22 protein-coding genes and 1 tRNA gene are annotated in these 26273 nt (G+C 64.3%); 14 read left to right on the plus strand and 9 right to left on the minus strand.

Annotation, left to right across the window (positions count from 1 at the left end):
- From RLQ26_11515 to RLQ26_11535, 5 genes are read left to right on the plus strand one after another with little or no spacing between them, the layout of a single operon-like run.
- Window positions 1-771, plus strand: coding sequence for an ATP-binding cassette domain-containing protein (locus tag RLQ26_11515; GenBank protein ID MEQ9089351.1), 771 nt, complete (start codon window positions 1-3; stop codon window positions 769-771).
- 39 nt (window positions 772-810) lie between these two features.
- Window positions 811-2208 carry a DNA repair protein RadA gene (radA, locus tag RLQ26_11520; protein MEQ9089352.1) on the plus strand — a complete coding sequence of 466 codons (1398 nt, stop codon included), beginning with the start codon at window positions 811-813 and terminating at the stop codon, window positions 2206-2208.
- 17 nt (window positions 2209-2225) lie between these two features.
- On the plus strand, window positions 2226-2825 hold the full coding sequence (locus RLQ26_11525) for a CvpA family protein (GenBank protein MEQ9089353.1): 600 nt from the start codon (window positions 2226-2228) through the stop codon (window positions 2823-2825).
- Complete coding sequence (purF, locus tag RLQ26_11530; protein MEQ9089354.1) at window positions 2825-4291, plus strand: amidophosphoribosyltransferase; 1467 nt, start codon at window positions 2825-2827, stop codon at window positions 4289-4291. The genes RLQ26_11525 and purF overlap by 1 nt, the downstream gene beginning before the upstream one ends.
- A gap of 4 nt (window positions 4292-4295) precedes the next feature.
- Entirely contained in the window at window positions 4296-5024 is a 729-nt protein-coding gene (locus tag RLQ26_11535) for an SDR family NAD(P)-dependent oxidoreductase (GenBank protein ID MEQ9089355.1), read from the plus strand.
- A gap of 10 nt (window positions 5025-5034) precedes the next feature.
- On the opposite strand, the gene der is transcribed toward RLQ26_11535, so the two are convergent.
- The 3 genes from der to RLQ26_11550 form a co-directional block, all read right to left on the minus strand.
- Entirely contained in the window at window positions 5035-6456 is a 1422-nt protein-coding gene (gene der / locus RLQ26_11540) for a ribosome biogenesis GTPase Der (protein ID MEQ9089356.1), read from the minus strand.
- Between the two features lie 6 nt (window positions 6457-6462).
- Window positions 6463-7812, minus strand: coding sequence for a PQQ-binding-like beta-propeller repeat protein (locus tag RLQ26_11545; GenBank protein MEQ9089357.1), 1350 nt, complete (start codon window positions 7810-7812; stop codon window positions 6463-6465).
- 81 nt (window positions 7813-7893) lie between these two features.
- The gene (locus RLQ26_11550; GenBank protein ID MEQ9089358.1) at window positions 7894-8541 is read right to left on the minus strand and encodes a tetratricopeptide repeat protein; all 648 of its coding nucleotides are present in this window, start codon (window positions 8539-8541) and stop codon (window positions 7894-7896) included.
- Window positions 8542-8778: 237 nt separating this feature from the next.
- Here RLQ26_11550 and RLQ26_11555 point away from each other — a divergent pair, with 237 nt between their 5' ends.
- On the plus strand, window positions 8779-9156 hold the full coding sequence (locus tag RLQ26_11555) for a DUF2794 domain-containing protein (protein ID MEQ9089359.1): 378 nt from the start codon (window positions 8779-8781) through the stop codon (window positions 9154-9156).
- A gap of 24 nt (window positions 9157-9180) precedes the next feature.
- Here RLQ26_11555 and guaA read toward each other — a convergent pair whose 3' ends face one another.
- The 5 genes from guaA to RLQ26_11580 form a co-directional block, all read right to left on the minus strand.
- Window positions 9181-10731, minus strand: a complete 1551-nt coding sequence (gene guaA, locus RLQ26_11560) for a glutamine-hydrolyzing GMP synthase (GenBank protein MEQ9089360.1) — start codon at window positions 10729-10731, stop codon at window positions 9181-9183.
- 42 nt (window positions 10732-10773) lie between these two features.
- Window positions 10774-11322 (minus strand): GNAT family N-acetyltransferase, encoded by a 549-nt coding sequence (locus tag RLQ26_11565; GenBank protein ID MEQ9089361.1) that lies wholly within the window; start codon window positions 11320-11322, stop codon window positions 10774-10776.
- 78 nt (window positions 11323-11400) lie between these two features.
- Window positions 11401-12864 (minus strand): IMP dehydrogenase, encoded by a 1464-nt coding sequence (guaB, locus tag RLQ26_11570; protein ID MEQ9089362.1) that lies wholly within the window; start codon window positions 12862-12864, stop codon window positions 11401-11403.
- Window positions 12865-12977: 113 nt separating this feature from the next.
- The gene (locus RLQ26_11575; protein ID MEQ9089363.1) at window positions 12978-13676 is read right to left on the minus strand and encodes an RlmE family RNA methyltransferase; all 699 of its coding nucleotides are present in this window, start codon (window positions 13674-13676) and stop codon (window positions 12978-12980) included.
- Between the two features lie 2 nt (window positions 13677-13678).
- Window positions 13679-14710, minus strand: coding sequence for a Ppx/GppA phosphatase family protein (locus tag RLQ26_11580; protein ID MEQ9089364.1), 1032 nt, complete (start codon window positions 14708-14710; stop codon window positions 13679-13681).
- Between the two features lie 213 nt (window positions 14711-14923).
- Between RLQ26_11580 and RLQ26_11585 the strand changes: the two genes are divergently transcribed.
- The 8 genes from RLQ26_11585 to RLQ26_11620 all read left to right on the plus strand — a co-directional run bounded on the left by RLQ26_11585 (window position 14924) and on the right by RLQ26_11620 (window position 23490).
- Window positions 14924-14997, plus strand: a tRNA-Gln gene (locus RLQ26_11585).
- Between the two features lie 171 nt (window positions 14998-15168).
- Window positions 15169-16017 (plus strand): class I SAM-dependent methyltransferase, encoded by an 849-nt coding sequence (locus tag RLQ26_11590; protein ID MEQ9089365.1) that lies wholly within the window; start codon window positions 15169-15171, stop codon window positions 16015-16017.
- A 103-nt stretch (window positions 16018-16120) separates the two neighbouring features.
- The gene (locus RLQ26_11595) at window positions 16121-16654 is read left to right on the plus strand and encodes a PadR family transcriptional regulator (protein ID MEQ9089366.1); all 534 of its coding nucleotides are present in this window, start codon (window positions 16121-16123) and stop codon (window positions 16652-16654) included.
- Window positions 16655-16705: 51 nt separating this feature from the next.
- Window positions 16706-17845, plus strand: coding sequence for an efflux RND transporter periplasmic adaptor subunit (locus RLQ26_11600; protein MEQ9089367.1), 1140 nt, complete (start codon window positions 16706-16708; stop codon window positions 17843-17845).
- Window positions 17842-21003: an efflux RND transporter permease subunit gene (locus RLQ26_11605; protein MEQ9089368.1), complete on the plus strand. Its 3162-nt coding sequence runs from the start codon at window positions 17842-17844 to the stop codon at window positions 21001-21003. Before RLQ26_11600 ends, RLQ26_11605 begins: the two co-directional genes overlap by 4 nt.
- Window positions 21004-21150: 147 nt before the next feature.
- Window positions 21151-21528, plus strand: a complete 378-nt coding sequence (locus tag RLQ26_11610) for a hypothetical protein (protein ID MEQ9089369.1) — start codon at window positions 21151-21153, stop codon at window positions 21526-21528.
- Between the two features lie 23 nt (window positions 21529-21551).
- Window positions 21552-22139 (plus strand): TIGR00730 family Rossman fold protein, encoded by a 588-nt coding sequence (locus tag RLQ26_11615; protein MEQ9089370.1) that lies wholly within the window; start codon window positions 21552-21554, stop codon window positions 22137-22139.
- A gap of 136 nt (window positions 22140-22275) precedes the next feature.
- A complete protein-coding gene (locus RLQ26_11620) occupies window positions 22276-23490 on the plus strand; it encodes an NADP-dependent isocitrate dehydrogenase (GenBank protein MEQ9089371.1) in 1215 nt (404 codons plus the stop codon).
- Between the two features lie 105 nt (window positions 23491-23595).
- Here RLQ26_11620 and alaS read toward each other — a convergent pair whose 3' ends face one another.
- Window positions 23596-26265 (minus strand): alanine--tRNA ligase, encoded by a 2670-nt coding sequence (gene alaS, locus RLQ26_11625; GenBank protein ID MEQ9089372.1) that lies wholly within the window; start codon window positions 26263-26265, stop codon window positions 23596-23598.
- Between the last annotated feature and the right edge of the window lie 8 nt (window positions 26266-26273).

Genomic DNA, 26273 nt, shown 5'->3' on the forward strand with positions numbered 1-26273 from the left:
ATGACGACACCAAAAATCTCGATTCGCGGTCTGAAAAAGGCGTTCGGCAACAAGGAAGTCCTGGCCGGCCTCGACCTCGACGTCATGCCCCGCGAATCTCTGGTGGTCATCGGAGGGTCGGGATCGGGCAAGTCCGTGCTGATCAAATGCGTCCTCGGCATCATCGAGCCTGATGCCGGCACGATCGAGATCGACGGCGAAAATATCCTCGACCTCAAGGGGCCTGACCGCGCCCGCGTCCTGCGGAAGTTCGGCATGCTTTTCCAGGGCGGCGCGCTCTTCGACAGCCTGCCGGTCTGGGAGAATGTCGGATTTGGCCTGATCGCGGGTGAGGGCATGTCGCGCCAGGCGGCGCGCGAGATCGCGGTCGCCAAGCTGGCCGATGTGGGCCTCCAGCCCGAGGTGGCCGACCTTTTCCCGGCCGAGCTCTCGGGCGGCATGCAAAAGCGCGTCGCCCTGGCGCGGGCCATCGCGGCCGAGCCCGAGATCATCTTCTTCGACGAGCCAACGACTGGCCTTGACCCGATTATGGCCGATGTCATCAACCGCCTGATCGTCAAGTGCGTGCGGGATCTGGGCAGCACGGCCTTGTCGATCACCCATGACATGGCCAGCGCCCGAACGATCGGCGACAAGCTCGCCATGCTGTATGAGGGCAAGATCATCTGGCACGGCCCGATGCGCGAAATCGACAATAGCGGCGATGCCCATGTGGATCAGTTCATCCACGGCCGGGGGGAAGGCCCGATCCAGATGAAGGTCCGCGCTTGACCCCATTTATTGGCTCCGTGTCCCACTTTCCGGGTGGCCATGGCTAGAGGTGCCACGCTTTACGTCTGCCAGCAATGCGGCGCCACGGCTCCAAAATGGGCGGGGCGCTGCGAGGCCTGTGGCGCGTGGAACACCATGGCCGAGGAAACCGGTGTCGACATGACGCCGAAAGGCGCTACCCGACGCGCGCGCGGCAAGGCCATACAGTTCACCAAGCTGACCGGCGCATCCGAAAATCCTCCGCGTCTCAAATCCGGGCTCGATGAGTTCGATCGCGTGACCGGCGGCGGGCTCATCGCCGGCTCCGCCATCCTGATCGGCGGCGATCCCGGTATCGGAAAATCCACCCTGATGCTTCAGGCCGCCGCCGCCCTCTCCCGCCAGGTGCCGGTCGCCTACATCTCGGGCGAGGAGGCGATCGGCCAGATCCGCATGCGCGCGAGCCGGCTGGGACTGGCCGACGCGCCGCTCGAACTTGCGGCGGCCACACGGGTCGAGGACATCATTGCCGGTATCGAAGGGCCTGACGGTCCGAAGGTGGTGGTGATCGATTCGATCCAGACGATGTTTGTGGATGCGCTCGATTCCGCGCCCGGCACTGTGGGCCAGGTCCGTGGATCGGCGCAAAGCCTGATCAAACTCGCCAAGCAGCGGGGCCTCACGCTCCTGCTCGTGGGCCACGTCACCAAGGAAGGCACCATCGCCGGTCCCAAGGTGCTGGAGCATATGGTCGACACCGTTCTCTATTTCGAGGGCGAGCGGGGCCATCATTTCCGTATCCTGCGTTCGGTCAAGAACCGCTTCGGCCCGGCCAATGAAATTGGCGTTTTCGAGATGACGGCAGGCGGGCTCGAAGGCGTGGCAAACCCGTCCTCGCTGCTGTTGGCCGAGCGCCACGACGACGTTCCCGGAGCGGCGGTTTTTGCCGGGATCGAGGGCACCCGCCCGGTTCTGGTGGAAATCCAGGCCCTGGTGGCCCCCTCGCCGCTCGGGACCCCGCGGCGCGCCGTGGTGGGCTGGGATTCCAACCGGCTTTCCATGATCCTGGCGGTGCTGGATACGCGCTGCGGGCTGGGATTTTCCGGTCAGGACGTATACCTCAACGTGGCCGGCGGCCTCCGGATTTCAGAACCCGCGGCCGATCTCGCCGTGGCCGCCGCGCTTGTTTCGGCCGCCGCTGGCAGGCCGGTCCCGCCCGACGCGGTGGTTTTCGGCGAGATCGGGCTCGCCGGCGAGATCCGGGCCGTTGGACAGGCCGATGCCCGACTCCTCGAAGCCGCCCGGCTGGGTTTCACCCAGGCCTGGGCACCCAAGAACAAGAACGGCAAAAAGATGGCCGACGGGATCCGGGTTACGCCGCTCACCTATCTGAGCGACCTGGTGGCCGCCCTCGGGCCGCCGGGCGACAGGCGGGGACGGGCCGCCCTTCCGGGCTAACCGCGGAGACACGACGCATGCAAATGGAAATTATCACGGCCGTGGACATCCTCATCCTCGCGATCATCCTGATCTCGACGGTGCTGGCCTTCATGCGCGGCTTTGTCGGGGTCGTGCTGGGCCTCGCGGGGCTTGTCGGCGCGGTTTTCGCGACCATATATGGGGTCCCGCTGATAAAGCCGCTATTCCGCGATCTTATCGGGATCGCGATGGCGGCCGACCTGGTGGCCGTGATCACCGTTTTTATCGCCAGCTATCTGGTCCTCTCGATGGTTGCCAGGTTCATCAGCGGGCGGGTGGGCGACAGCGGCCTCTCGGGGCTGAACCGGTTTCTTGGCGCGGGGCTGGGCGCGCTGCGCGGGCTCGTGATTGTCTCGGCGCTTTATCTCGGGGTGGCCTGGATTTGGACAGCGGACGAGCAGCCTGACTGGTTGCGAGAGGCAAGGCTCATCGGCGTTCTGGAGACCGGCGCCGAAATACTTGGCTGGTTCGCGCCCGAAGAGACAACGACCGTCACCACGGCTCCACGACCGGGCGCGGCTGCGCCGGGCGGCGAAAAAGGGTATAAGCTGGAAGAGCGGCAGCGGCTTGAACAGGTGATCGAGGATCTCAATTAGTGGCATCCAATCTTCGCACGACGAATCCCTTCGACGAAGACAAGTTCCGCGAGGAATGCGGCGTCTTCGGCATCTGGGGCCATAGCGATGCGGCGGCGCTGACGGCACTGGGCCTGCATGCGCTCCAGCATCGCGGGCAGGAAGCCGCCGGGATCGTCTCGTACGACGGCGAGCAGTTCCATTCTCACCGGGCGCTGGGGCATGTCGGCGACAATTTCGGCACCGAAAAGGTGATCGAGCAGCTCCTCGGCCGCTTCGCTATCGGCCACAACCGCTATTCCACGACCGGCGACACCGTTCTGCGCAACGTGCAGCCGCTATTTGCCGAATTCGCCTTTGGTGGCCTCGCGATCGCCCATAACGGCAACCTGACCAACGCTTTTCAGGTGCGCCGGCGCCTCGTGGAGACCGGCTGCCTGTTTCAATCGACCAGCGATACGGAAGTCATCGTCCATCTCATCGCGACCAGTCACAAGAGCACGGTCGTCGACAGGGTGGTCGATGCCCTGCGCCAGGTGGAGGGTGCTTATTCGCTCGTCGCCCTCACACGCAAGAAGCTTATCGGCGTGCGCGATCCTCACGGCGTGCGCCCGCTGGTCCTGGGCAAGCTGGAAGGCTCCTTCATCCTCGCGTCGGAGACCTGTGCCCTCGACATCATCGGGGCGGAACACGTTCGCGACGTCGAGCCGGGCGAGCTGATCGTCATAGATTCCAACGGCCTGACATCGATCAAGCCGTTCCCCGAAGTCAATCACCGGTTCTGTATTTTTGAGTATATCTACTTTGCCCGGCCGGACAGCGTCATCGAAGGCTCGAACGTTTATCTGGCGCGCAAGCGGATCGGCCAGCAACTTGCCCGGGAGAACCCTGTCGACGCCGATTGCGTGGTGCCGGTTCCCGATTCGGGCGTGCCGGCCGCCATCGGCTACGCCGAAGAAGCGAAGATTCCCTTCGAGCTCGGCATTATTCGCAACCACTATGTGGGGCGGACCTTCATCGAGCCGACCGACAGCATTCGCCATCTCGGAGTCAAGCTGAAGCATAACGCCAATTCGGGTCAGCTCCGGGGGCAGCGCGTCATCCTCGTGGACGACAGTATCGTGCGGGGCACGACCTCCAAGAAGATCGTCGAAATGGTGCGTCAGGCCGGTGCGAAGGAAGTGCATATGCGCATCGCCAGTCCGCCCACCATCAATTCGTGCTTTTACGGCATAGACACACCCGAGCGCAGCAACCTCATCGCCTCCAACCATTCGGTCGAGGAAATGGCACGCCTGATCGGCGTGGACAGTCTGGCCTATCTGTCGATGGACGGGCTGTATCGCGCCATGGGCGAGGCAGGCCGGAATGCGGCGACGCCCCAGTATTGCGATGCCTGCTTTACGGGCGAATATCCTATCCGCCTGACCGATATGCTGGAGGGCACCAAGCCGCGCCAGCTCTCGCTTCTTTCGGATGCCCGCTGAGCCCATGACCGGTGAGGCGACCCCACAGCCGCTCGCCGGCCGACTTGCCCTCATCACGGGGGCGGGACGCGGCATCGGCGCGGCCGTCGCGAAACGGTTTGCGGCCGAAGGCGCACAACTCATTCTGGTCAGCCGGACCCAGGGAGCGCTCGAGGCGCTGGATGACGAGTTGCGCGAGGCCGGTTTCGAGCCCCCGACCCTTGTCCCGCTCGACCTTGAGGACCTGGACTCGATCGACCGGATGGCAACCAGCGTGGCTCAGCGCTTTGGACACGTCGACATCCTCGTTGCCAACGCGGCCATTCTGGGCGAACTCACACCCGTCGCCCACATGGACCCCGACATGTGGGACCGTGTCCTGCGAACGAACCTGACCGCGAACTGGCGTCTGATCCGAGCCTTCGACCCGTTGCTGCGCGCGTCCACTGCGGGGCGCGCAATGTTCGTGACCTCGGGCATCGCCACCAGCCGGCGGGCCTTTTGGGGCGCCTATGCGGCGAGCAAATCCGGGCTGGAGGCGCTCGTGCAGGTCTATGCGCGCGAGATGGAGAAAACGCCTGTGCGGATAAATCTGGTCAATCCGGGCATCGTCCGCACGCGGATGCGCGCGACCGCCATTCCGGGCGAGGATCCCCTCACCCTGCCGCCGCCCGAAGCGATCACGGACACGTTCGTCGAACTGGCCCTGCCCGACTGCCTGCGGAACGGCGAGATCGTCAAAGCCCAGAACTGATCCGGCCGGGTCAGTCCTTCCTGTTTGCCGGGCGCCGGCGCACCGCCGGTTTCTTCTTCGCCAGCTTGGATACTTTTTTCGGTTTCTTGCCCGCATAGGGGTTGGCGCCCTTACGGGCCTCGAGGCGGATAGGCACGCCTTCGAGACCGAAAGCCTCGCGCAGTGCATTCTCCACATAGCGCAGATAGGAAGCCGGCAAGTCATGCGGCTTGTTCGCAAAGAGTGCGAATGTCGGGGGACGAGCCTTCACTTGGGTGATATAGCGGAGCTGGATCCGGCGGCCACCGGGCGCGGGCGGTGGATGGCTGTCGACGAGCGCTGCCAGCCAGCGATTGAGCCTGCCCGTTGAGAGCCGCGTGTTCCAGATTTCGTGAGCACGCACCACTTCGGGCATGAGCCTGTCGAGCTGGCGCCCTGTCCGGGCGGAAACGGGCACCACGCGCAATCCCTTGATCTGCGGCAACGAACGGGCGAGCCGATCGCGAATCTCCTTGAGAGTCTTTTGTCGCTCGTCGATCAGATCCCACTTGTTGAGCACCAGCACGAGCGCCCGCCCCTCATCAACCACGTGACGCGCGATCGTCAGATCCTGTTTCTCCAGCCCCGCAGTCGCGTCGATCACCAGCATGACCAGCTCTGCCAGACGGATGGCGCGCAGCGCCTCGGTGGCCGACGCCTTTTCAAGTTCGGCCTCGATGCGGCTCTTGCGCCGCAAGCCTGCCGTATCCACGAGCCGCACGGCACGCCCCTGCCACTCCCAGTCAAGCGGGATGGCATCCCGCGTGACACCGGGCTCCGGGCCGGTCAGCAGACGTTCTTCCCCGATCAGGCGATTGGCCAGGGTCGATTTGCCGACATTGGGCCGGCCGACGATCGCCAGTCGAAGTGGGCCACTGTCGGCAGCCGCTTCGTCATCATCCGCCGCTTCGTCAGCCGGGGCGGCCGCGAAATAAGGCTCCAGCACCTCGAACAGCTCGCCCAGCCCCAGCCCGTGCTCGGCCGACAGCGGGATCGGATCCCCAAGGCCGAGCGCCAGGGCCTCCTCGGCGCCGGCGCGGGCGCTCCTGGATTCGCATTTGTTGGCCACCAGGATGACGGGCGTACCGATGCGGCGGAGCGCATTAGCGAAGTGCCGGTCCAGCGGCAAGAGCCCCGCCCGCGAATCAACAAGGAACAGCACCACGTCGGCCTCAGCCACGACGGCTTCGGTGAACTGGCGCATGCGCCCTTCGAGCGTCCCGGCCGACACATCCTCGAGACCCGCCGTGTCGATCGCCAGAAACGACCGGTCACCCAGCCTGGCCTCGGCCGCCTGCCAGTCCCGCGTTACGCCCGGCACGTCGTTGACGATCGCGAGATGGCGACCGGCAAGGCGGTTGAAGAGCGTTGATTTGCCGACATTGGGCCGGCCGACGATCGCGACCCGGAGCATGGCGCCCTACCGGAAGGCCATCAGCGTGGCGTCGTCGGTGAGAACGTAGAGCGTATCACCCGCAACCACCGGGCTCACGTGAATGGGCTCACCCACCTTGACGGAACCGAGGAACTGTCCCGTATAGGGGGAAACGGCCCCGATATAGCCGTGGGAGCTGACGACAAGGGCCCGGTCCCCCGCGATGACAGGCCCTGACCAGACAACCAGCTTTTCCCGTTCTTCGGTATCCTCGAAGCGACGCAATTGCGTGATCCAGCGAATCTCGCCGCTTTCGCGATGGATGCAGACGATCTCCATGCTGTTGGTCAGCACGTAAACGAAATTACCGGCGACCCAGGGCATGTGGGTCCCCCCCACACTTTGCTCCCAGACGCGCCGCCCGGTCTGCAGATTCAACGCGACCATGCGCCCGCTATGGCTGACCGCGAAGACCAGGTTATCGTCAATCACCGGCGCCCCACTGATATCGGCGATGGTGGCCAGCGGGTCCGCCTGGCTGATGGAGACCACCGTATCCGACCAGAGGGTACGGCCGTTGGCCCGACGGATCGCGTAGACCTCGCCGGAGGCGTAGGCCGCGATCACGACATCAGGGGCAATCGCCGGTTCCGCGCTGCCGAGAATGCCGGAGGCTTCCTCCAGGCCCGCATGTGTCCACAACCGCTCGCCGGTCGCCGTGGAAATGGCATGGAGACGGCTGTCCACCGTCGTGATGTACACCCGGTCCCCGTCGACCGAAGGCGAGGCCCGCATGGGGGCGGACAGCTTGCGCCGCCAAATGATTTTTCCTGTTCTGGCATCAAGCGCGTAAGCGACGGCAAATCCCGTGGTCACGAAGACTCGACCTTCGCCATAGGCAATTCCGGCCGACGAGACGCTGTCCTCGCTGACATCATCAGCCAGGCTGATCCGCCAGTAGAGATCGCCGGTGCGGGCATCCAGGGCACTGACCCGGGCCCGTGCGTCCATGGTGAAGACCACCTCGTCCACGACAAGGGGCTGCGGCAGCAGCGGGGCCTCGTCGTCCCGGCCGGCACCGATATCGGTCGACCAGGCCTCGGTCAGCGTCGCGCTCAATGCCAGATGATGAGGCGCATGACCGGGTTCAGCGCCGACCTGGGTCCAATCGCGATTGACCACCGGACGCGGCAAACGCACCGGCACACTCGCGAGGGACGGGCTCGGGGCAAGCCCGTCCTCGCCCTGGAGGACCGGGACGCGCTCCCCCGGCAGCCGGTCGTCCGGCGTATCCATGAAAAAGCCGCAGGCCGAGAGGGCGGCCAGGCAAAGCGCCGCGGACGCGCCGGCGCTGGCCCGACCCCAGCGGGGGGGGCCATGTTTTTCCTTTTTCAAACCCTTTGCCTTCACTCGGACCATCTGGTTGTTGGGGTTCCCGGTATTTCGTCGCGCCGTCGCGGCGCGTCGCGGAAACGTCTATTGCCCGATCATATCCACCATCTCAGCGACCCGCGCACGCAGGGGGCCGGGCGCCGTCGGATCGGCGGCAATCTGCGAGAAAAGATCGCGCGCCGCCACCCCGTCTCCCTGCTTCAGGGCCAGCAGGGCCTGCAGTTCCCGGGCGGAGTGCCGCCACGGGCCATCGTCCTGGGCGAGAGCCGTCAGGCCCGGCTCCAGTTCGGCCGGTGGCGTTTGGTCGAAGGCCGCGTAAAGGGCGAGCAGGCGCGCGAGATCGCGGTAGAGCGGCGGAATGTCCGAGCTTTCCGCGAGCGCGCGGTAATGCGCGGCCGCAGCCCCGAGATCGCCCGATTCCACCAGGATCGCCCCTTCGCGCAGCCGCGCCAGCAGCGCCACGCCGTCGTGATCCGTGCCGTCGCCAATCCGGCCCAGCCGTGCCATCGCCTCATCGTGGAGGCCCAGGCCCTGCTGTTCAGCCGCCTCGGCCAGCTCGCGCGTCTGCTCGGAGCGGACCGACTGCCGATAGCTGTTCCACCCCACGCCGATTGCCGTCCCGAGCACGACGGCCACGACGATCATGATCAACTGTCGGCCGTAACGGGCCCACAGGCTGGCGTATCTTTCGCGCCGGAGGTCTTCTTCAACCTCCTGAAATATATCAGACATTTCGGCTCCCCGCCCCGTGAGAGGCGGGCTACATTAGCCCCCCAGCCGGGCGAGTGCAAACGTCATCGGGGCGCCGTCGGGCCGGGACAAGACAAGACAAGCCAGGACAGGACAAGCCAGGACGGCGCAGGACAGGACAGGCCCCGACCAGCCCGAAGGCTCCTTGTGCATGGACGGGCCCGGCAAATTACGGAACAATGACGCCCCGTCCACAAACTGGGGAGCATGCCCCGCCCCATGGGAACCCTTCATCACTTCAGCCGCCCGCGGGCGGCCAGCCAACCGGCATCCGGCGCAACCGGCCGGCGACCCGCCCGGGTCAGCTTCAATCGCCAGGAACTCGGACAGATCCTGAACGTCTACAGCCGCAACGTCATGCGCGGCGAGTGGAAGGATTACGCCATCGACCACGGCGATTCGATGGCACTCTTCAGCATCTTCAATGGCCAGCACAACCATCCGGTCTTTGCCGTGGCCAAGCTGGGGGGCAAATCAAAGCGGCGAGGCTTTGCCGTCTACGCCGGAAGCAAGAAGCTGCGCCAGGGGGCGGAATTGGCCGATGTGCTGAGTGTGTTCGACCGCAAGCTCAAGCTGGTCGTCTCGCGCCAGGGCTAAAGCCCCTTCGCCGCCACCCCTGTCTTATTCCCACTCGATCGTGCCGGGCGGTTTCGAGGTCACGTCATAGACGACGCGGTTGATCCCGCGCACCTCGTTAATGATGCGTGTGGAGGTTTCCTGCAGAAACTCATGGGAAAAGGCGAAGGAATCCGCCGTCATGCCGTCCAGCGATGTCACAGCCCGGAGCGCGCAGACATAGTCATAGGACCGCTCATCCCCCATGACCCCCACGCTGCGAACCGGCAACAGAACGGCGAAAGCCTGCCAGATGGAATCGTAGAGCCCGTGATTGCGGATCTGGTCCAGATAGACGGTATCGGCCTTTTGCAAAATCCGGATCTTTTCGCGCGACACCTCGCCCGGAATCCGGATCGCGAGCCCGGGCCCCGGGAACGGATGACGGCCGATCAGGCTTTCCGGCAGACCCAGAACCCGCCCCAACTCGCGCACCTCGTCCTTGAAGAGCTCGCGCAGCGGTTCGACCAGCGCCATGCGCATGCGCTCCGGCAGCCCGCCCACGTTGTGGTGCGACTTGATCGTCACACTTGGTCCGCCGGTGGGCGAGACACTTTCGATAACGTCCGGGTAAAGCGTGCCCTGGGCGAGGAAATCGACCTGCCCGAGCTTGTGCGCCTCTTCATCGAAGATATCGATGAAGGTGGCGCCGATGATCTTGCGCTTTTCCTCGGGGTCACTCACCCCTTCCAGCTTGTTGAGGAAGATTTCGGACGCGTCCCGGTGAATCAGCGGGATATTGTAGTGGCGACCAAACAGCGAAACGACCTCTTCCGCCTCGTTCTGGCGTAACAGGCCGTGATCGATGAACACGCAGGTCAACTGGTCGCCGATCGCCTCGTGAATGAGGATGGCCGCCACGGACGAATCGACTCCGCCCGACAGGCCGCAGATGACATGCCCGTCGCCCACCCGGGAGCGGATTTCGTCGATCGCCCGGTCCCGGAACGCCGCCATCGTCCAGTCGCCCCGACACCCCGCGACCCGGTGGGTGAAATTCTCGAGAAGCTCTGCCCCCTGCGGGGTATGCACGACTTCGGGATGAAACTGCACCCCGTAATACCGCCGCTCGTCATCGGCGATGGCCGCGAACGGCGCGCCGTCGCTCGTGGCCACGGGACGAAAACCCGGCGGCAGGTCGATGACCCTGTCCCCGTGACTCATCCAGACCTGCGCGCGGTCGCCCTTTCGCCACAGCCCCTCAAAAAGCCGGCAGCCGTCCACGACATCGATATAGGCGCGGCCGAATTCACGGTGATCCGAGTTGGCCACCCTCCCCCCGAGCTGATCGCACATCGTCTGCTCGCCGTAGCAGATGCCGAGAACAGGTACGCCAAGGCTGAAAACGATTTCCGGCGCGCGGGGCGTGCCGATCTGGGTAACCGACGCCGGCCCGCCCGAGAGAATAATCGCGCGCGGGCTCAACGCCCGGATGCGCGCGTCATCGGCATTGAAGGGCAGGACCTCGGAATAGACGCCGCTTTCACGCACCCGCCGGGCGATCAGCTGCGTCACCTGCGAGCCAAAATCCAGAATGAGAACGAGATCCGTGGTCAAGACGGCAAATCCTTACCTGATGTCATGGGAGAGCGCTCGGGCCTAGAGGTCAAGGGCCAGCGGGCCGCCGGGCACCAGCACATCACGGACGTCGCGCCAGCCATAGGCTACTTCATGGAGATGGGTGTTCCAGCGGTATTCGTGGCGTTCGCCGACGAGCTTGCCCCCCATCGCTTCGTAGAAGTATCGCGCGTGGTTCTGTCCGAGCACCCAGACAATAGCGCTACTGATATCCTGCTTCACCATATGGCGAAATGTTTCGGCCAGCAGCATCCGGCCGAGTCCATGACCCTGGAAATCGGGCAGCAGATAAAGCGTGTAGATCTCGCCCCGGAATTTGAGGGGCCAACTGCGCGCCCGGCCGGCGTTGATGAAGCCGACGACTTCCTCGTCCGATTCCGCCACTTCGACGATGTTCAGGCCGCCCAGCCGGTCCATCGTCTTGCGCCAGTAGCCTTCCTGCCGGTCGGGAGACAGGCCGAGCAGCACCTCGTCAGGGAGGAGGCCCGCATAGGCCGTGCGCCAGCTTTCAACGAAAACCTGCGCAATCGTGTGCACGTCTGAGTGATCTGCCGGGCGGACACCTAGCATCGCGAGATTCCCGTCGGGTCCGGCGCCGGCCGCGCACGCGCGCCCGCATCTCCCGCCACCCTGGCACGCAGGGGCGTCCTAGAAATCGGGACGGTAATTCGGCGTTTCCCGGGTGATGGCAACGTCGTGAACATGGCTTTCCCTCAGACCGGAGGATGTCACGCGGACAAACTTAGCACGTTTTGCCATTTCTTCGATCGTCGGCGCGCCAATATATCCCATGGCGGCGCGCAGCCCGCCCACCAGCTGATGCACGACCTGCCCGGCCGGGCCCTTGTAGGGCACGCGGCCCTCGACCCCCTCGGGCACCAGCTTCATCCGGTCCGAAACCTCTTCCTGAAAATACCGGTCGGCCGATCCGCGCGCCATCGCCCCGATCGAGCCCATGCCCCGATAGGTCTTGTACGACCGCCCCTGATAAAGAATGACGTCGCCAGGGCTTTCGTCCGTGCCTGCGAGGAGCGAACCGACCATCACGCAATTCGCGCCGGCCGCCAGGGCCTTGGCCACGTCGCCGGAATATTTGATCCCGCCATCCCCGATGAGCGGCACACCCGCCCGGCGCGTCACACTGGCCACGTCGCTGATCGCCGTCAGTTGCGGCACGCCGACACCCGCCACGACCCGCGTCGTGCAAATGGATCCCGGCCCGATACCCACCTTCACGGCATCCGCCCCGGCGTCGATCAGCGCCTGCGCACCCTCGGCCGTCGCGACATTGCCGGCAATGACCTGGATGTAATTGGATATCTGCTTGATCCGGCGAATGGCCTCGATGACGCCGGCGGAATGGCCGTGGGCCGTATCCACGACAATGGCGTCCGCGCCCGCCTCGACCAGCGCCTCGGCGCGTGCCAGGCCGTCAGGCCCGACCCCCGTTGCGGCGGCGACGCGCAGCCGGCCCTTTTCGTCCTTGCAGGCATTGGGAAAGGTTCGCGCTTTCTCGATATCCTTGACCGTGATCAGACCGATGCAGCGATAGGCGCCGTCCACCACCAGGAGCTTTTCGATCCGGTGCTGGTGTAAAATCCGTTTGGCCTCGTCCAAAGTCACGCTTTCCGGCGCGGTGATCAGCCCCTCGCGGGTCATGAATTCGGCGATCGGCTTGCGGGTTTCGGTCGCGAAGCGCACGTCCCGGTTCGTCAGAATGCCGATCAGCTTGCCGGTATCGCGCTCGACCACCGGGATTCCGGAGATCCGGTTGACATCCATGACCTGCAGGGCCTCGGCCAGGGACTGGTCCGGATTCATGGTCACCGGGTTGACCACCATTCCCGCCTCGAATTTCTTGACGGCGCGGACCTCGTTGGCCTGCAGATCGATATCGAGGTTCTTGTGAATGACGCCGATGCCGCCCGCCTGGGCCATGGCGATCGCCAGGGGGCCTTCGGTTACGGTATCCATGGCGGCCGACACAAAGGGGATGCCCAGCTCGATCGTGCGGGTCAGCCGGGCCCGGGTGTCGGCCTGGTGCGGCAGGATGGCGGATTCGGAGGGCACGAGCGAGACGTCGTCGAAAGTCAGCGCTTCGCGAATTTCCATATCTGGTCTGGTCCACCCGTGAAATTGGCCGGCATCATACACGAGACGATTGGGAATCCAAGTGCCTGGGTAAAGATTGCGGTTGCCGGAAAAAGCGCGGGAAATTGCGGTTTTCAGCGGGCGGGGCCGACCGGGCGAAAGTCCTGCGCCACGACGTAGGTCTCGGGCGATTCCTGGCGGCTTGCCGGCGGCTTGGCGTGGCGCACGACGGCAAAGCGTTCCTTGAGGCGATCGAGCAATTCACCCTGGGCGCCCCCCTGAAAGACCTTCGCGACGAAGGTCCCGCCGGGCGCGAGCAGTTCCTCTGCCGCCGCCAGGCCCGCCTCGCAGAGCCGCACGATCCTCAGGTGATCGGTCGGCGCATGGCCGGTCGTGGCCGGGGCCATGTCGCTCAGGACGACATCGGCCGGCCCGCCCAAAAGGTCCCGGCAGGCGGCGAGTCCTGCCTCGCTCTCGATGTCCGCCGTCACGACCTCGACCCCCGGGATGGGATCCATGGGCAGGATATCGATCGCGACCACCCAGCCGCCGGGCCCGACTTTTTCGGCCGCCACCTGACTCCAGCCCCCGGGAGCCGCGCCGAGGTCGAGGACGCGGGCGTCCCGGCGCAGAAAATGAAAGCGCTTATCGAGCTGGAGGAGCTTGAAGGCGGCCCGGGACCGGTAGCCGGTGGCCCGGGCTTCCTGCACGTAGGGATCATTCAGATGGCGGTGCAGCCACCGCGTGCTCGACGCCTTGCGCCCCTTTGCGCGATGGACGCGAACAGCCTTGGTCCGGCGTCCCGAGCCTCCACCGCCCTTGCGTTGCGCCATGGTCAGGAAAGACGGGGCCGGGCGCGCCGGCCGGCAAAGAGCCCGAGCAGGATCCCGTCCCGGACGCCGCGATCCGCCACCGTCAGCGAGCCCACCGGCACCCGGTCGCAGATGCCGGCCAGCACGGCGCATCCCGGCACGACGAGATCGGCGCGCGCCTCCCCGATACACGGGTGGGAGCCGCGATCGTCGTTCGACATGCGGCCAAGCATTTCCGCCACTTCATGCACGGTCTCGAAATCGATGGTGGCGCCGTCGACCCGCCGGCGATCATATCGGCCGAGGCAGAGGTGAACGCCGGCCACGGTCGTCACCGTGCCCGAGGTGCCGAGCAGGTCAACCTCGCGGTCGGCCACGCGCCGCCCGATCTGATGCCTTGCGTCGAAATCCGAGAGCGCGTCAAAAATTTCGCGGCGGATTTTCTGGTAGGTATCGGGGCATATCGCCGCCCCGCCGAACCGGTCGGACAAGGTCACCACGCCATGGGGCAGTGAGACGGAATCCCGCAGCCGGGGCGTACCGTCGCGGCCGGTTTCGATCCAGAGGATTTCCGTGCTGCCGCCGCCAATGTCAAATACCACGGCAGCGGGCTTTTCCGGCTTCAGCAGCGGCGCGCAGCCCGCCAGCGCCAGGCCTGCTTCCTCTTCCGGCGAGATGACCTCCAGCGCCAGCCCGGTCTCCGCCTCGACCCGGCTCAGGAATTCGGCCCCGTTCGTGGCCCGCCGGCAGGCCTCGGTCGCCACGGTGCGGGCGCGGGAGATATTGCGGCGCGCCATCCGGCCGGCACACTGGCGAAGCGCGTCGATGGTGCGCTCCATCGCATCGTCCGACAGCCGGCCGGTTGCCGCCAGCCCCTCGCCCAGCCGGACGATGCGGGAAAACGCGTCCACGACCTTGAAGCCACTCCCCGTGGCCCGGGCCATCATCAGCCGACAGTTATTGGTGCCGAGATCGAGTGCGGCACAGAGACGGTCCCTGCCGGCTCTGCCCCCGGCGGCCCTCGTCCCCTCCTCGTCCCGCGCCCTGTGCTCCACGATGATCCTCGTCCGCCCGGTCCCCTGATATCATGCGAGACAATCTGACTCGTGCCTTGATTTCAGCGGTTTATCCGATTCTCTATGCTGCCCGGCGGTTCCCGGCAGGTCAAGCGCGCATGCAACTCGCGGCCCCGCTCGAAGCCGTGCCGTGCAGGGCCAAAGCAGCTTTAAGTGCATGCGGCCCTGTGCTAGACGAGGCTGGCGCCCTGCTGGGGGATAGTTTAGCGGTAGAACTCTCGGCTCTGACCCGAGCAGCCCTGGTTCGAATCCAGGTCCCCCAGCCATCACCGATTTTCCGGAAAATACCTGGATCGCACCGCCCACGACAGCCGTCGGCGGGGCCGGTCACCATGCCGTGAAGCGAACCCCGATCGGGGTCGACGGCACCGCGCGATAGTGGCATTAAGTTGGGCCCGCTGCCCCGCGCGGCGCCCCATCCCGAAAAGGAGAGACCCATGAGCCAGAGCCCGGCCCCCCGCAAGGAACAGGTTCGCGAGGATTGGGCAAAACGGGGAAGCTATTGGGACGAATGGGCGGACCAGATGGGCGAGCAGTCCGATATCTTCAATCTGCCTTTCGTCGAGATTGCCGATATCCGCCCCGGTCAAAGAACCCTGGACCTCGCCTCGGGCGCGGGCGAGCCGGCCCTGACGATCGCCAAAAAGGTCGGCCCCTCGGGGCATGTGACGGCAACCGATCTGGTGGACGAGATGCTTGCCGGTATTCGCCGCCGGGCGGCCGATCGCAAACTCACCAATCTCGATTTCCGTCTCGCGGACATGGAAAACCTGCCTTTCGAGGATGAAAGCTTCGATCGCGTCACATGCCGTTTCGGCATCATGTTCAGCAGCGACATTTCCCGCACATTCGCCGAGGCCTTTCGCGTGCTCAAGCCGGGCGGACGGGCGGCCTATATGGTCTGGGGCCCGCTGACCGACAATACGGTGATCGCCGAGACCACGGCCGTCGCCGAAAAGGAACTCGGCTTCTGGCCCTGGAACGACGACATCAACCCCTTTCGTTTTCCCGAGGCCGGCATACTGGGCCCGGAAATGGCGAAGGCCGGTTTCACCGGGGTCCGCGAGGAGGATATCATCGTAAATCTTCGCCGGCCGCTGGATGGCAGGCCCTTCTGGCAGGCGCAGATCGATATGGGGGTGGGGCCCCATCTCGACACGCGGGATCCGGCCGTCCGCGAGCGGATCAATCAGGCGGTCGAGGCCGCCCTCGAAAAATATATCGAGGATGATTTCCACGTCTTCAAAAGCCATGTCCGCGTGGTGGTCGGCGATAAACCGGCCTGATCCGCCCGCCTGGTCCGCCCGCAAATGGCCGGAGTTGTATATCGGACCGATATAGTATATATATCGGTCCGATACACATAACTGGAATACGGACCCCCCGGCCATGGATGTAAAAAGCGCCTGTCTCGGCGTGCTCGCCTGCGGCGACGCCACGGGCTACGAAATCCGCAAACAGTTCGAGGAAGGCCCGTTCGGCCATTTCTTCCATGCCGGATTCGGCTCGATCTACCCGGCTCTCAACCGGCTGCAGACCGAAGGGCTCGTTTCCTGCATGTCGCTTACCCAGGACCGGCGGCCGGACAAGAAGATTTATACGATCACGGCCAAGGGCGAGCGCACGCTGCAGAACGTGCTGATGGAAGCGCCTGATATCGACAAGGTCCGCTCCGATTTCATGTTCATTGTCTTTTTCGGTGAAAGACTGCCGGCCGACTGGCTGGAAAAGGTCATCGACCAGCGCATCGCCTGGTATCGCGGGGTTCTCGATACGATGTGCCAGGATACGGAGCACCATGCGACACCGGGGCAGAAATTCGCCCATGGCTTTGGCGTCGAGATTTACCGCACCGCGGCCGATTACCTGGAAAATCACAAAGCAGAGCTGATCACCGCCGCGCGCAAGGATTCCGCCGCCTGAATTCCTTTGCCTGTGGTCTTTTGTACTACGGTCCATCAAGTCTGGAATGTCATGACATCCTCCTCTCCCCTTAAGCGACTGTCCGCACGTCTGAAAGGCAAAAGCTCCTTCATCATCTCGCTGAGCTTCGCTGCCCTGGTCGGGCTGTGGCTGCTGTCCGGTCAGATCGGTGGCGGGCCGGATCACGGCGGCAGCGGCGGGGCGGCGCCAGCCGAGGATGCCCCGGCCGAGACAGCCGCCCTCCCCACAGTGCGCGTCAAGATGCTGACGGCAGAGCCGCGCGCGACGGCGCTGACTGTCACGGGACGGACCAACGCGTCACGCCGCGTGCGCATCCGGGCCGAAACGCCGGGCCGGGTGGACGAAATCGGCGCAACCGAGGGCACTCGTCTGTCCGAAGGCGATCTTATCGTTCAACTCGCGCCCGACGACCGCCTCGCCCAACTCGCAGAGGCCAGGGCGCTCCTGCAACAACGCCAACTCGAATACAATGCTGCCGTCGAGCTTGAGAAAAAGGGTTTCAGGTCATCGACCAAGCTGGCAGAGAACCGGGCGGCCCTGGATTCAGCGCGGGCGTATCTCGAGAGAATCGAGATCGACATCGACAAGACCGAGGTGACGGCGCCATTTGCCGGCATCCTCAACGAACGCTTTGTCGAGCGCGGTGATTACCTCAAGGTCGGCGACAATATTGCCGAACTCGTGGACCTTGATCCGTTGAAAGTCGTGGGCGCCGTCTCTGAACGCCATATCCAGGACCTCGAGCCGGGCGATCCGGCAAGTGCGCGCCTGGTCGACGGACGGATTGTGAGGGGGCAGATCAGCTTCGTCTCCGCCGTCGCCGATCCGGCTACGCGCACCTTCCGGATCGAACTGGAAGTACCGAACCCCGAGGGCGACATTCGCGACGGTGTCACAGCCGAACTCAATCTTCCCGTCGCTCGCTCGCTGGCGCATTTCGTGAGCCCCGCCGCCCTGACCCTTTCGAACGAGGGCGAAGTCGGGATCAAGACCGTGCGCGACGATAATACCGTTGAATTTTATCCGGTCACGATCATCGCCGACGAGCGCGACGGCGCCTGGGTGACCGGCCTGCCCGACAAGGCGCGTGTCATCGTGGTCGGACAGGAGTTCGTGCGTGAAGGCAGCCGGGTGGACCCCGTCAGTGTGGACAAGGACGACGTCTCGTGAATGCCATCATAGACGCCGCCCTCAGTCATTCGCGGACGGTTCTCGCCAGTCTGGTCGCGATTCTCGTTACAGGGCTCTATACCTACATCACTATTCCCAAGGAATCGGCGCCCGATATTCCGATTCCGGTCATGTATGTCTCCGCAACGCTCGAGGGAATTTCTCCGGACGATGCCGAGCGTCTCCTCATCCGCCCGCTGGAGGAGGAGATGCAAAGCATCGAGGGCGTCAAGGAGATGCGCAGCACCGGCTATGAAGGGGGCGCCTATGTGGTGCTCGAGTTCGAGGCCGGCTTCAACGCCGACACGGCGCTCACGGATGTCCGCGAAGCGGTCGACGACGCGAAACCCGATCTGCCCGAGGACGCGGACGAGCCAACGGTTCACGAAATCAATTTCAGCCTGTTCCCCGTTATCGTCATAACCCTCGCCGGCGAGGTGCCGGAACGAACGCTTGTACGTATCGCCCGCAGCCTGCGCGATGACCTCAAGGCCCTGCCGCCGGTTCTGGAGGCCAAGATCCAGGGACAGCGCGAGGAACAGGCTGAGATCATCATCGATCCGCTGACGGTTGAGAGTTACGGGCTTTCGGCCGACGAGGTTGCGAGCAGTATCTCCCGCTCGAACCGGCTGGTGGCGGCCGGCGCGCTCGACACCGGCCACGGGCGCTTCTCCATCAAGGTCCCGGGACTGTTCGAATCGGTCGAGGACATCGTCGATCTGCCGGTCAAGGTCAACGACGATACGGTGATCACGCTGGAAGAAATCGCAACCGGCCGGCGCGGCTACAAGGACCGTATCAGTTATGCACGCCTGAACGGCGAGCCGGCGGTCGCACTGGAAGTCTCCAAGCGGGCGGGCGAGAATGTCATCGAAACGATCCGGCAGGTGCGCGACGTGGTGGACTCTCGCCGGCAGTTCTGGCCGGAGGGGCTGACCGTCACCTTCACGCAGGACAGGTCCGAAGACATCTACCAGATGCTTTCCGACCTCCAGAACAACGTTATCGCGGCCGTCGTCCTGGTGATGATCGTGGTCGTGGCCGCCCTCGGCCTGCGCGCCGGCGCGCTGGTCGGCGTCGCCATTCCGGGCTCCTTCCTCACCGGACTCCTTGTTCTCAGCATGCTGGGTCTTACCCTCAACATGGTCGTGCTGTTCAGCCTGATTCTGGCGGTCGGCATGTTGGTCGACGGGGCGATCATCGTCACCGAATTCGCCGACCGGCGCATGACGGAAGGAGTCGGGCGCCGGGAGGCCTACCGGGAAGCGGCCAAGCGGATGGCCTGGCCGGTCCTGACGTCCACGGCGACGACGCTCTGCGCCTTCCTGCCACTGCTGTTCTGGCCCGGTGTCGTGGGTGAGTTCATGAAATTCCTCCCGATCACGCTCGTCGCCACGCTTGCCGCCTCGTTGCTCATGGCGTTGATCTTCGTGCCGACACTCGGCGCTTACATTGACCGGCCGAGCGGCACCGCTGACCCCGCCACCGTCGCCGTCCTCGAACCCGGATCAACGGAGAAGCTCTATACCCTCCCCGGCTTCACCGGCAGGTATATCCGCCTCCTGCGCCGCGCGCTCCTCCATCCGGGCAAGGTCCTGGCCGGCACGCTTGCCCTCCTCTTCCTGGTGCAAGCCGCCTATGCGGTTTCCGGTGCGGGCATAGAATTTTTTCCCGATGTCGAGCCTGAGCGCGCGACGGTGGAAATACACGCTCGCGGCAACCTGTCTGTGGCCGAGAAGGATGCCCTGGTGCGACAGGTGGAAGCCCGTGTGCTGCGGTTGGATGCCCGGTATGGCGAGATGGACTCGGTCTATGCCCGCTCGGGCGAGCAGCAATCCGTCGAGGACCGCGCGGAGGATGTGATCGGCTCCATCCAGATCGAGTTCGGCGACTGGAGTGACCGTCGCCCGGCCAGGCAGATCATGGACGACATTGTTGCTTCAACGGCCGATCTTGCGGGGATCAGGGTCGAAGTCCGCGAGGAGGAACAGGGCCCTCCGGTCGGCAAGCCGGTCCAGATCGAGCTCTCCTCGATCGACCCTGCCCTTCTGCCTGATGCGGTCGAGCGGGTCCGCTCCGCACTTCTTCAACTAGGAGGTTTTCGCGACATCGAGGATAACCGGCCCATTCCCGGGATCGAATGGAAGCTTGAAGTGGACCGGCCGCAGGCCGCGAAATTCGGCGCCGACGTCTCGGCCGTGGGAAGCGCCATCAAGCTCGTGACCAAGGGCCTCAAGGTGGGCGAATACCGCCCGGACGACACCGATGACGAAATCGACATCGTCGTGCGCTACCCCGAGGACTACCGCAATCTGGACAAGATCGACGATGTGCGGGTCCAGACCGACTCGGGGCTGATCCCCATCAGCAATTTCGTTCAGCGCGTGCCCGATGCGAAGACCGGCACAATCCGGCGCGTGGACGGCGACCGGGTCATGACGGTGAAGGCCGAACTGGCGGAGGGTGTCCTTGCCGATACCAAGGTGCGGGAGCTTCAGAACTGGTTCTCGAGCGCCGACTGGGACCCGCGGGTCAAGGTCGCGTTCAAGGGCGAGGACGAGGAGCAGCGCGCCGCGACCGAGTTTCTCTCGCGCGCCTTTCTGGTTACCCTGGGTCTGATGGCGATCATTCTCGTCACTCAGTTCAACAGCTTCTACAGCGCGTTCCTGATCCTCTCGGCCATCATTATGTCCACGCTTGGGGTTATGGTCGGCCTGCTCATTATTCATCAGCCCTTCGGTATCGTCATGTCGGGCATCGGTGTCATCGCGCTGGCCGGCATCGTCGTCAACAACAACATCGTCCTGATCGATACCTATGACCGTCTGGTCGTGGAAGAAAAAAACCCGCTCGATGCCATTGTGCGAACGGGGGCGCAGCGCCTTCGTCCGGTACTGCTGACATCTGTCACCACGGCGCTTGGCCTGCTGCCGATGGTGCTGAGCACCAATATCAACCTGATCACGCGCGAAATTGAAGTAGGCGGCCCATCGACGCAATGGTGGGTGCAACTCTCCACCGCCATCGTCTCAGGGCTGCTTTTCGCCACGGTGCTGACCTTGTTCGTCACACCATGCGCGCTGATGGTGCGTCACAATTTCCGCAACTGGCTGACCAGGCGGCGGCGAAGATCCGAGGCGGCCCGGGCGGCAGTCTAGACAGGTGACGGTCTGGGCAGGTGACGGTCTGGGCAGGCGGGGCCGCGAGGGCCGGCCGCCGGTGCCGCGCCGCCTTTACAGTTCCTTAAGCCCTGGATGGGATATTCCGCCCCGGAGACCCTCATTCGATGATGGCCGAGTTTCTGCATGACCGCGCGCAGCTTTCGCTTTCGTCTCGACGACCTGATCTTTCATGCGTCCAGACCCGCCGATATACCGAATTTATGCGTGAATGTCTGCGCCGGCTACATTCCCTTCACCGCTGAATCCCGCGAGGCGCGCCGTGAGATCCATAAATTTCTGTCGGCCACCGACGGCACCCGTCCGGGCACGCTGACCCTCGGGCGCAACAATCACGAACTCGTCCTTTCAGGGAGCGCGCCGGTCGAACGCGACGCGGCGGAGATCCGGGTCGTTACCCTGGCTCTTGAGGTCGCGTTCCGCCAATTGGCGTATTTGTCGCGACTTCGGCCGTTTTTGGCAAAATCTCCCCACCCCTCAAGCTTCCTCTCGAACTCCGCCTAGCGCTCCGGTACGCTACCGGCGCCATGGCCCGAATTTCTTCTCTGTGCGTGTATTGCGGATCCGCCGGCGAGTCCGCGCCCCTCTATCGCGCCATGGCCGAAACTCTCGGCCGCATACTGGCCGCACACAAGGTCCGTCTGGTTTATGGCGGCGGCGGCATCGGCCTGATGGGCGCGCTGGCACGGAGCGCTCGGGCCCACGGCGGTGAGGTCACCGGGATCATTCCGGGATTTCTGGTCGTCCCCGAGGTGGGCGGCACACCCGGCGGCGACATGATCGTCGTCGCGACCATGCATGAACGCAAACAGAAAATGGCGGAACTCGCCGATGCCTTCGCCATCCTGCCCGGATCGATCGGGACTCTTGACGAAGCCATCGAAATCATCACCTGGCGCCAGTTGGGGCTGCACGACAAGCCGATCCTCCTGGTCGATCAGGACGGCTACTGGCAACCGCTTCTTGCACAGATGCGGGTCTTTATCGAAAAAGGTTTTGCCAAGCCCTGGCTGTGGGAGCTGTTTCATGTCGTCCCCGGGGTCGAGGACGTGCTGCCCACCTTGGAAGCCCTGCCCCCACCGGTGCCGGGGCGGCGGGCGCTTGACCGGGGCTGAGGCGCTCGCCGCGGGCAGGCAGGCTTGCACTCCGCTTCCCGGATGATATTGTGCCGCCGCCGGGGACCTGCCGGACCTTCGATCCGGCCGGGACAGTGTCGGCCCCCCGATATAAAACCAAAAAGAGGTAGGAAAAATGGCAAAAATAAAGGTCGCCAATCCGGTTGTGGAACTCGATGGCGACGAGATGACCCGTATCATCTGGGAGATGATCCGTAACCGGCTGATCCTGCCCTATCTGGATATCGACCTGAAATATTACGACCTGGGCATCGAGCACCGCGACGAAACGGACGATCAGGTCACCGTGGACGCGGCCGAGGCCATCAAGAAATACGGCGTCGGAGTCAAATGCGCGACCATCACCCCGGACGAGGCCCGGGTCGAAGAATTCGGCCTCAAGAAAATGTGGCGCTCGCCCAACGGGACCATCCGGAACATCCTCGGCGGGACCGTCTTCCGCGAACCGATCGTCTGCAAAAATGTGCCGCGGATCGTCCCGAACTGGACCGAACCCATGATCATTGGCCGGCACGCGTTCGGCGACCAGTATCGCGCGACCGATTTCGTCGTTCCGGGCCCGGGCAAGCTTACGATCAGCTTTGTGCCCGAGGATGGCAGCGCGCCCATCGAGCACGAGGTTTATGACTTTCCCGGCGGCGGCGTCGCCATGGCGATGTATAACCTGGACGAGTCCATCCGGGGCTTCGCACGGGCCTGCTTCAACTACGGCCTGAATCGCGGCTACCCAGTCTACCTGTCGACCAAGAACACAATCCTCAAGGCCTATGACGGTCGCTTCAAGGACCTCTTCCAGGAAGTCTTCGAAAGCGAATTCAAGGACAGGTTCGAGGCGAAGAAGATAACCTACGAGCACAGGCTGATCGACGACATGGTGGCGGCCGCGCTCAAATGGTCGGGCGGCTTCGTATGGGCCTGCAAGAATTACGACGGCGACGTACAGTCCGACACGGTCGCGCAGGGTTTCGGCTCGCTCGGCCTGATGACATCGGTCCTTCTGACCCCGGACGGCAAGACGGTCGAGGCCGAAGCGGCGCACGGCACCGTCACCCGCCACTACCGCCAGCATCAACAGGGCAAGGCCACCTCCACGAACCCGATCGCCTCGATTTTCGCCTGGACCCGCGGTCTCAAGTACCGGGGCCAGTTTGACGAGACACCCGAGGTGACGGCATTCGCCGAGACGCTGGAAAAAGTTTGCGTCGATACGGTCGAATCCGGGTTCATGACCAAGGATCTGGCGCTTCTGATCGGTCCCGACCAGAAATGGCTCACCACCAACGAATTTCTCGCCAAGCTGGACGAGAATTTGCAAAAAGCAATGGCCTGACGCACTGGCCCGACGCACTGGCCCGACGTACTGGCCCGACGTACTGGCCCGAAACCAAAAAGGCGCCTCGCGAGGCGCCTTTTTTCCTGGCCGGAATCTCAGGCTTCAGGCTTTCGCGAGCGCGCCCTCGATCGCCGAGACCGCGGCCTCCAGCCTGTCCCCCCCAGGCCCGCCCGCCTGGGCCATGTCAGGCCGGCCGCCACCGCCCTTGCCGCCAAGCGCCTCGGCGCCGGCACGAACCAGATCGACGGCGCTGATTCTCGCGGTCAGATCGTCCGTCACCCCGACGACGAGAGAGGCCTTACCGTCATTGGCGGCCGCGACGGCAACCACGCCGCTGCCGATTTTTTTCTTGAGATCGTCCGCCAGTCCCTTGAGATCCTTGGGCGCCATGTCACGCACGATCCGGGGCGCAAAGGTGATATCGCCGACCTTGCGGACGGTTTCGCCGGGCTCCCCTCCGGCAGCGGCCTGGCCTGCGCCGGCCGTTCCACCGAGCGCAAGCGCGCGTCGCGCGTCGCTCAGTTCACGCTCCAGCTTGCGCCGTTCCTCGACAAGTGCGCCGACCCGCGATCCCAGCTCCTGGGGCCGTACCTTGAGTGCGCTCGCGGCCGCGCGGAGCTGGCTCTCCTCCTCGGCGACATGACGTTCGGCAGCCTCGCCGGTGAGCGCCTCGATCCGGCGAACGCCAGCCGAGACCGCACTTTCGCCCACGATCTTGAAGAGGCCGATATCGCCGGTCCGTCCAACATGGGTGCCGCCACAGAGTTCTGTGGAGAATTTGTCACGCGCATCGCCACCCATGGAAACGACCCGGACCTCGTCCCCGTATTTTTCACCGAAGAGTGCCAACGCCCCGGCTGAAACCGCTTCGTCCGGAGTCATGTAGCGGGTGGTGACATCGGCGTTTTTGCGAATCCGCGCGTTGACGGTCTGCTCCACCTCCGCCATCTGCTCGGCGGTCAGCGGCTTCGCGTGGCTGATATCGAAACGGAGCCGGTCCGGCGCCACGAGAGAACCTTTCTGCGTGACGTGACCGCCGACGACCCGGCGAAGCGCCTCGTGCAGCAGGTGGGTGGCGGAATGGGCAGCCCGCAGCTTGTCGCGCCGGGCCGATTCGATTGCAGCCCGCACCGTATCGCCGGCCGAGATGTTGCCACGGCTCATCACCCCGAGATGGACGTGAAGCCCGCCACCGTGTTTCCTGGTATCGCTGACCGAGAAGAGCGCGTCCCCCCGGGTCAGGATGCCGTGATCGCCCAACTGGCCACCGGATTCGGCGTAAAACGGGGTCTGGTTCAGAACGATCGCCCCCTCCTGGCCTTCGGCCAGACTGTCGACGAGAGTCCCGTCGCGCACCATTGCCACGACCTGGCCATCAGCCTCTTCCGCCTCGTACCCAAGAAACTCGCTTACACCCAGCCGGTCGGCCAGATCCAGCCAGACATCTTCCTCGACCGCTTCGCCCGAGCCCTGCCAGGCCGCGCGCGCTTCCGCCCGCTGGCGTGCCATTGCGGCCTCGAAGCCGGAGAGTTCAACGGTTTTCCCCTGGCCGCGGAGAATGTCCTGGGTCAGATCGAGCGGAAATCCGTAAGTGTCATAGAGACGGAAGGCGACGTCGCCCGGCAACGCGCCACCGGCCGGGATCTTCGCTTCTTCATCGTCGAGCAGGCGCAGGCCCCGGGCCAGCATGTCCTTGAAACGCTCCTCCTCGAGGCGCAGCGTTTCCGTCATCAGAGCCTCCGCCCGGCCGAGTTCCGGAAAGGCGCGCCCCATTTCGCCGATAAGCGCCGGCACCAGGCGCCAGATGAGAGGCTCCTTGCAGCCCAGCAAATGAGCGTGACGCATGGCCCGGCGCATGATCCGCCGCAACACATAGCCACGCCCGTCATTCGCCGGCAGCACACCATCGGCGATCAGAAAGCAACTGGCGCGAAGGTGGTCGGCAATGACACGATGGGAAACAGTCCTGTCCCCTTCGGACCGTACGCCCGAGACCTCAACCGAAGCCGAGATCAGGGCCTTAAACAGATCAGTGTCGTAATTGTCGTGAACACCCTGCAGCACGGCCGCGATGCGTTCCAGGCCCATACCGGTGTCAATCGACGGGTGGGGCAGGTCCACCCTCTCGTCCGGCCGTATCTGATCGTACTGCATGAAAACGAGATTCCAGATCTCGATGAAACGGTCCCCCGCCTCGTCCGGTGACCCCGGCGGCCCACCCGGAATATCCGGGCCGTGATCGTAGAATATCTCGGAGGACGGGCCACACGGTCCGGTGTCGCCCATCGCCCAGAAATTATCCGAAGTGGCGATGCGGACGATCCGGCTCTCCGGCAGGCCAGCGATTTTCTTCCAGAGATCGAAAGCGGCATCATCCTCGGCATAGACGGTAACCAGCAAGCGGCCCGGGTCTATTGCGAATTCCCGGGAAACCAGATCCCAGGCGAGCTCGATCGCCCGTTCCTTGAAATAATCCCCAAAGGAAAAATTGCCCAGCATCTCGAAAAACGTGTGGTGGCGCGCGGTATGGCCCACATTCTCGAGGTCATTGTGTTTGCCGCCGGCGCGGACGCATTTCTGCGAACTTGCCGCGCGCGCATAGTCCAGCGTTTCGCGGCCGGTGAACACATTCTTGAACTGAACCATCCCCGCATTGGTAAACAGAAGCGTCGGGTCGTTGCGCGGCACGAGCGGGCCCGACGGCACGACCTGATGGTCATGCCGGGCAAAGTAATCCAGAAATGCGCTGCGAATGTCGTTCGAACTGGGCATAGGCCCCC

Source organism: Alphaproteobacteria bacterium (assembly GCA_040220875.1).
GTDB lineage: Bacteria > Pseudomonadota > Alphaproteobacteria > JAVJVX01 > JAVJVX01 > JAVJVX01.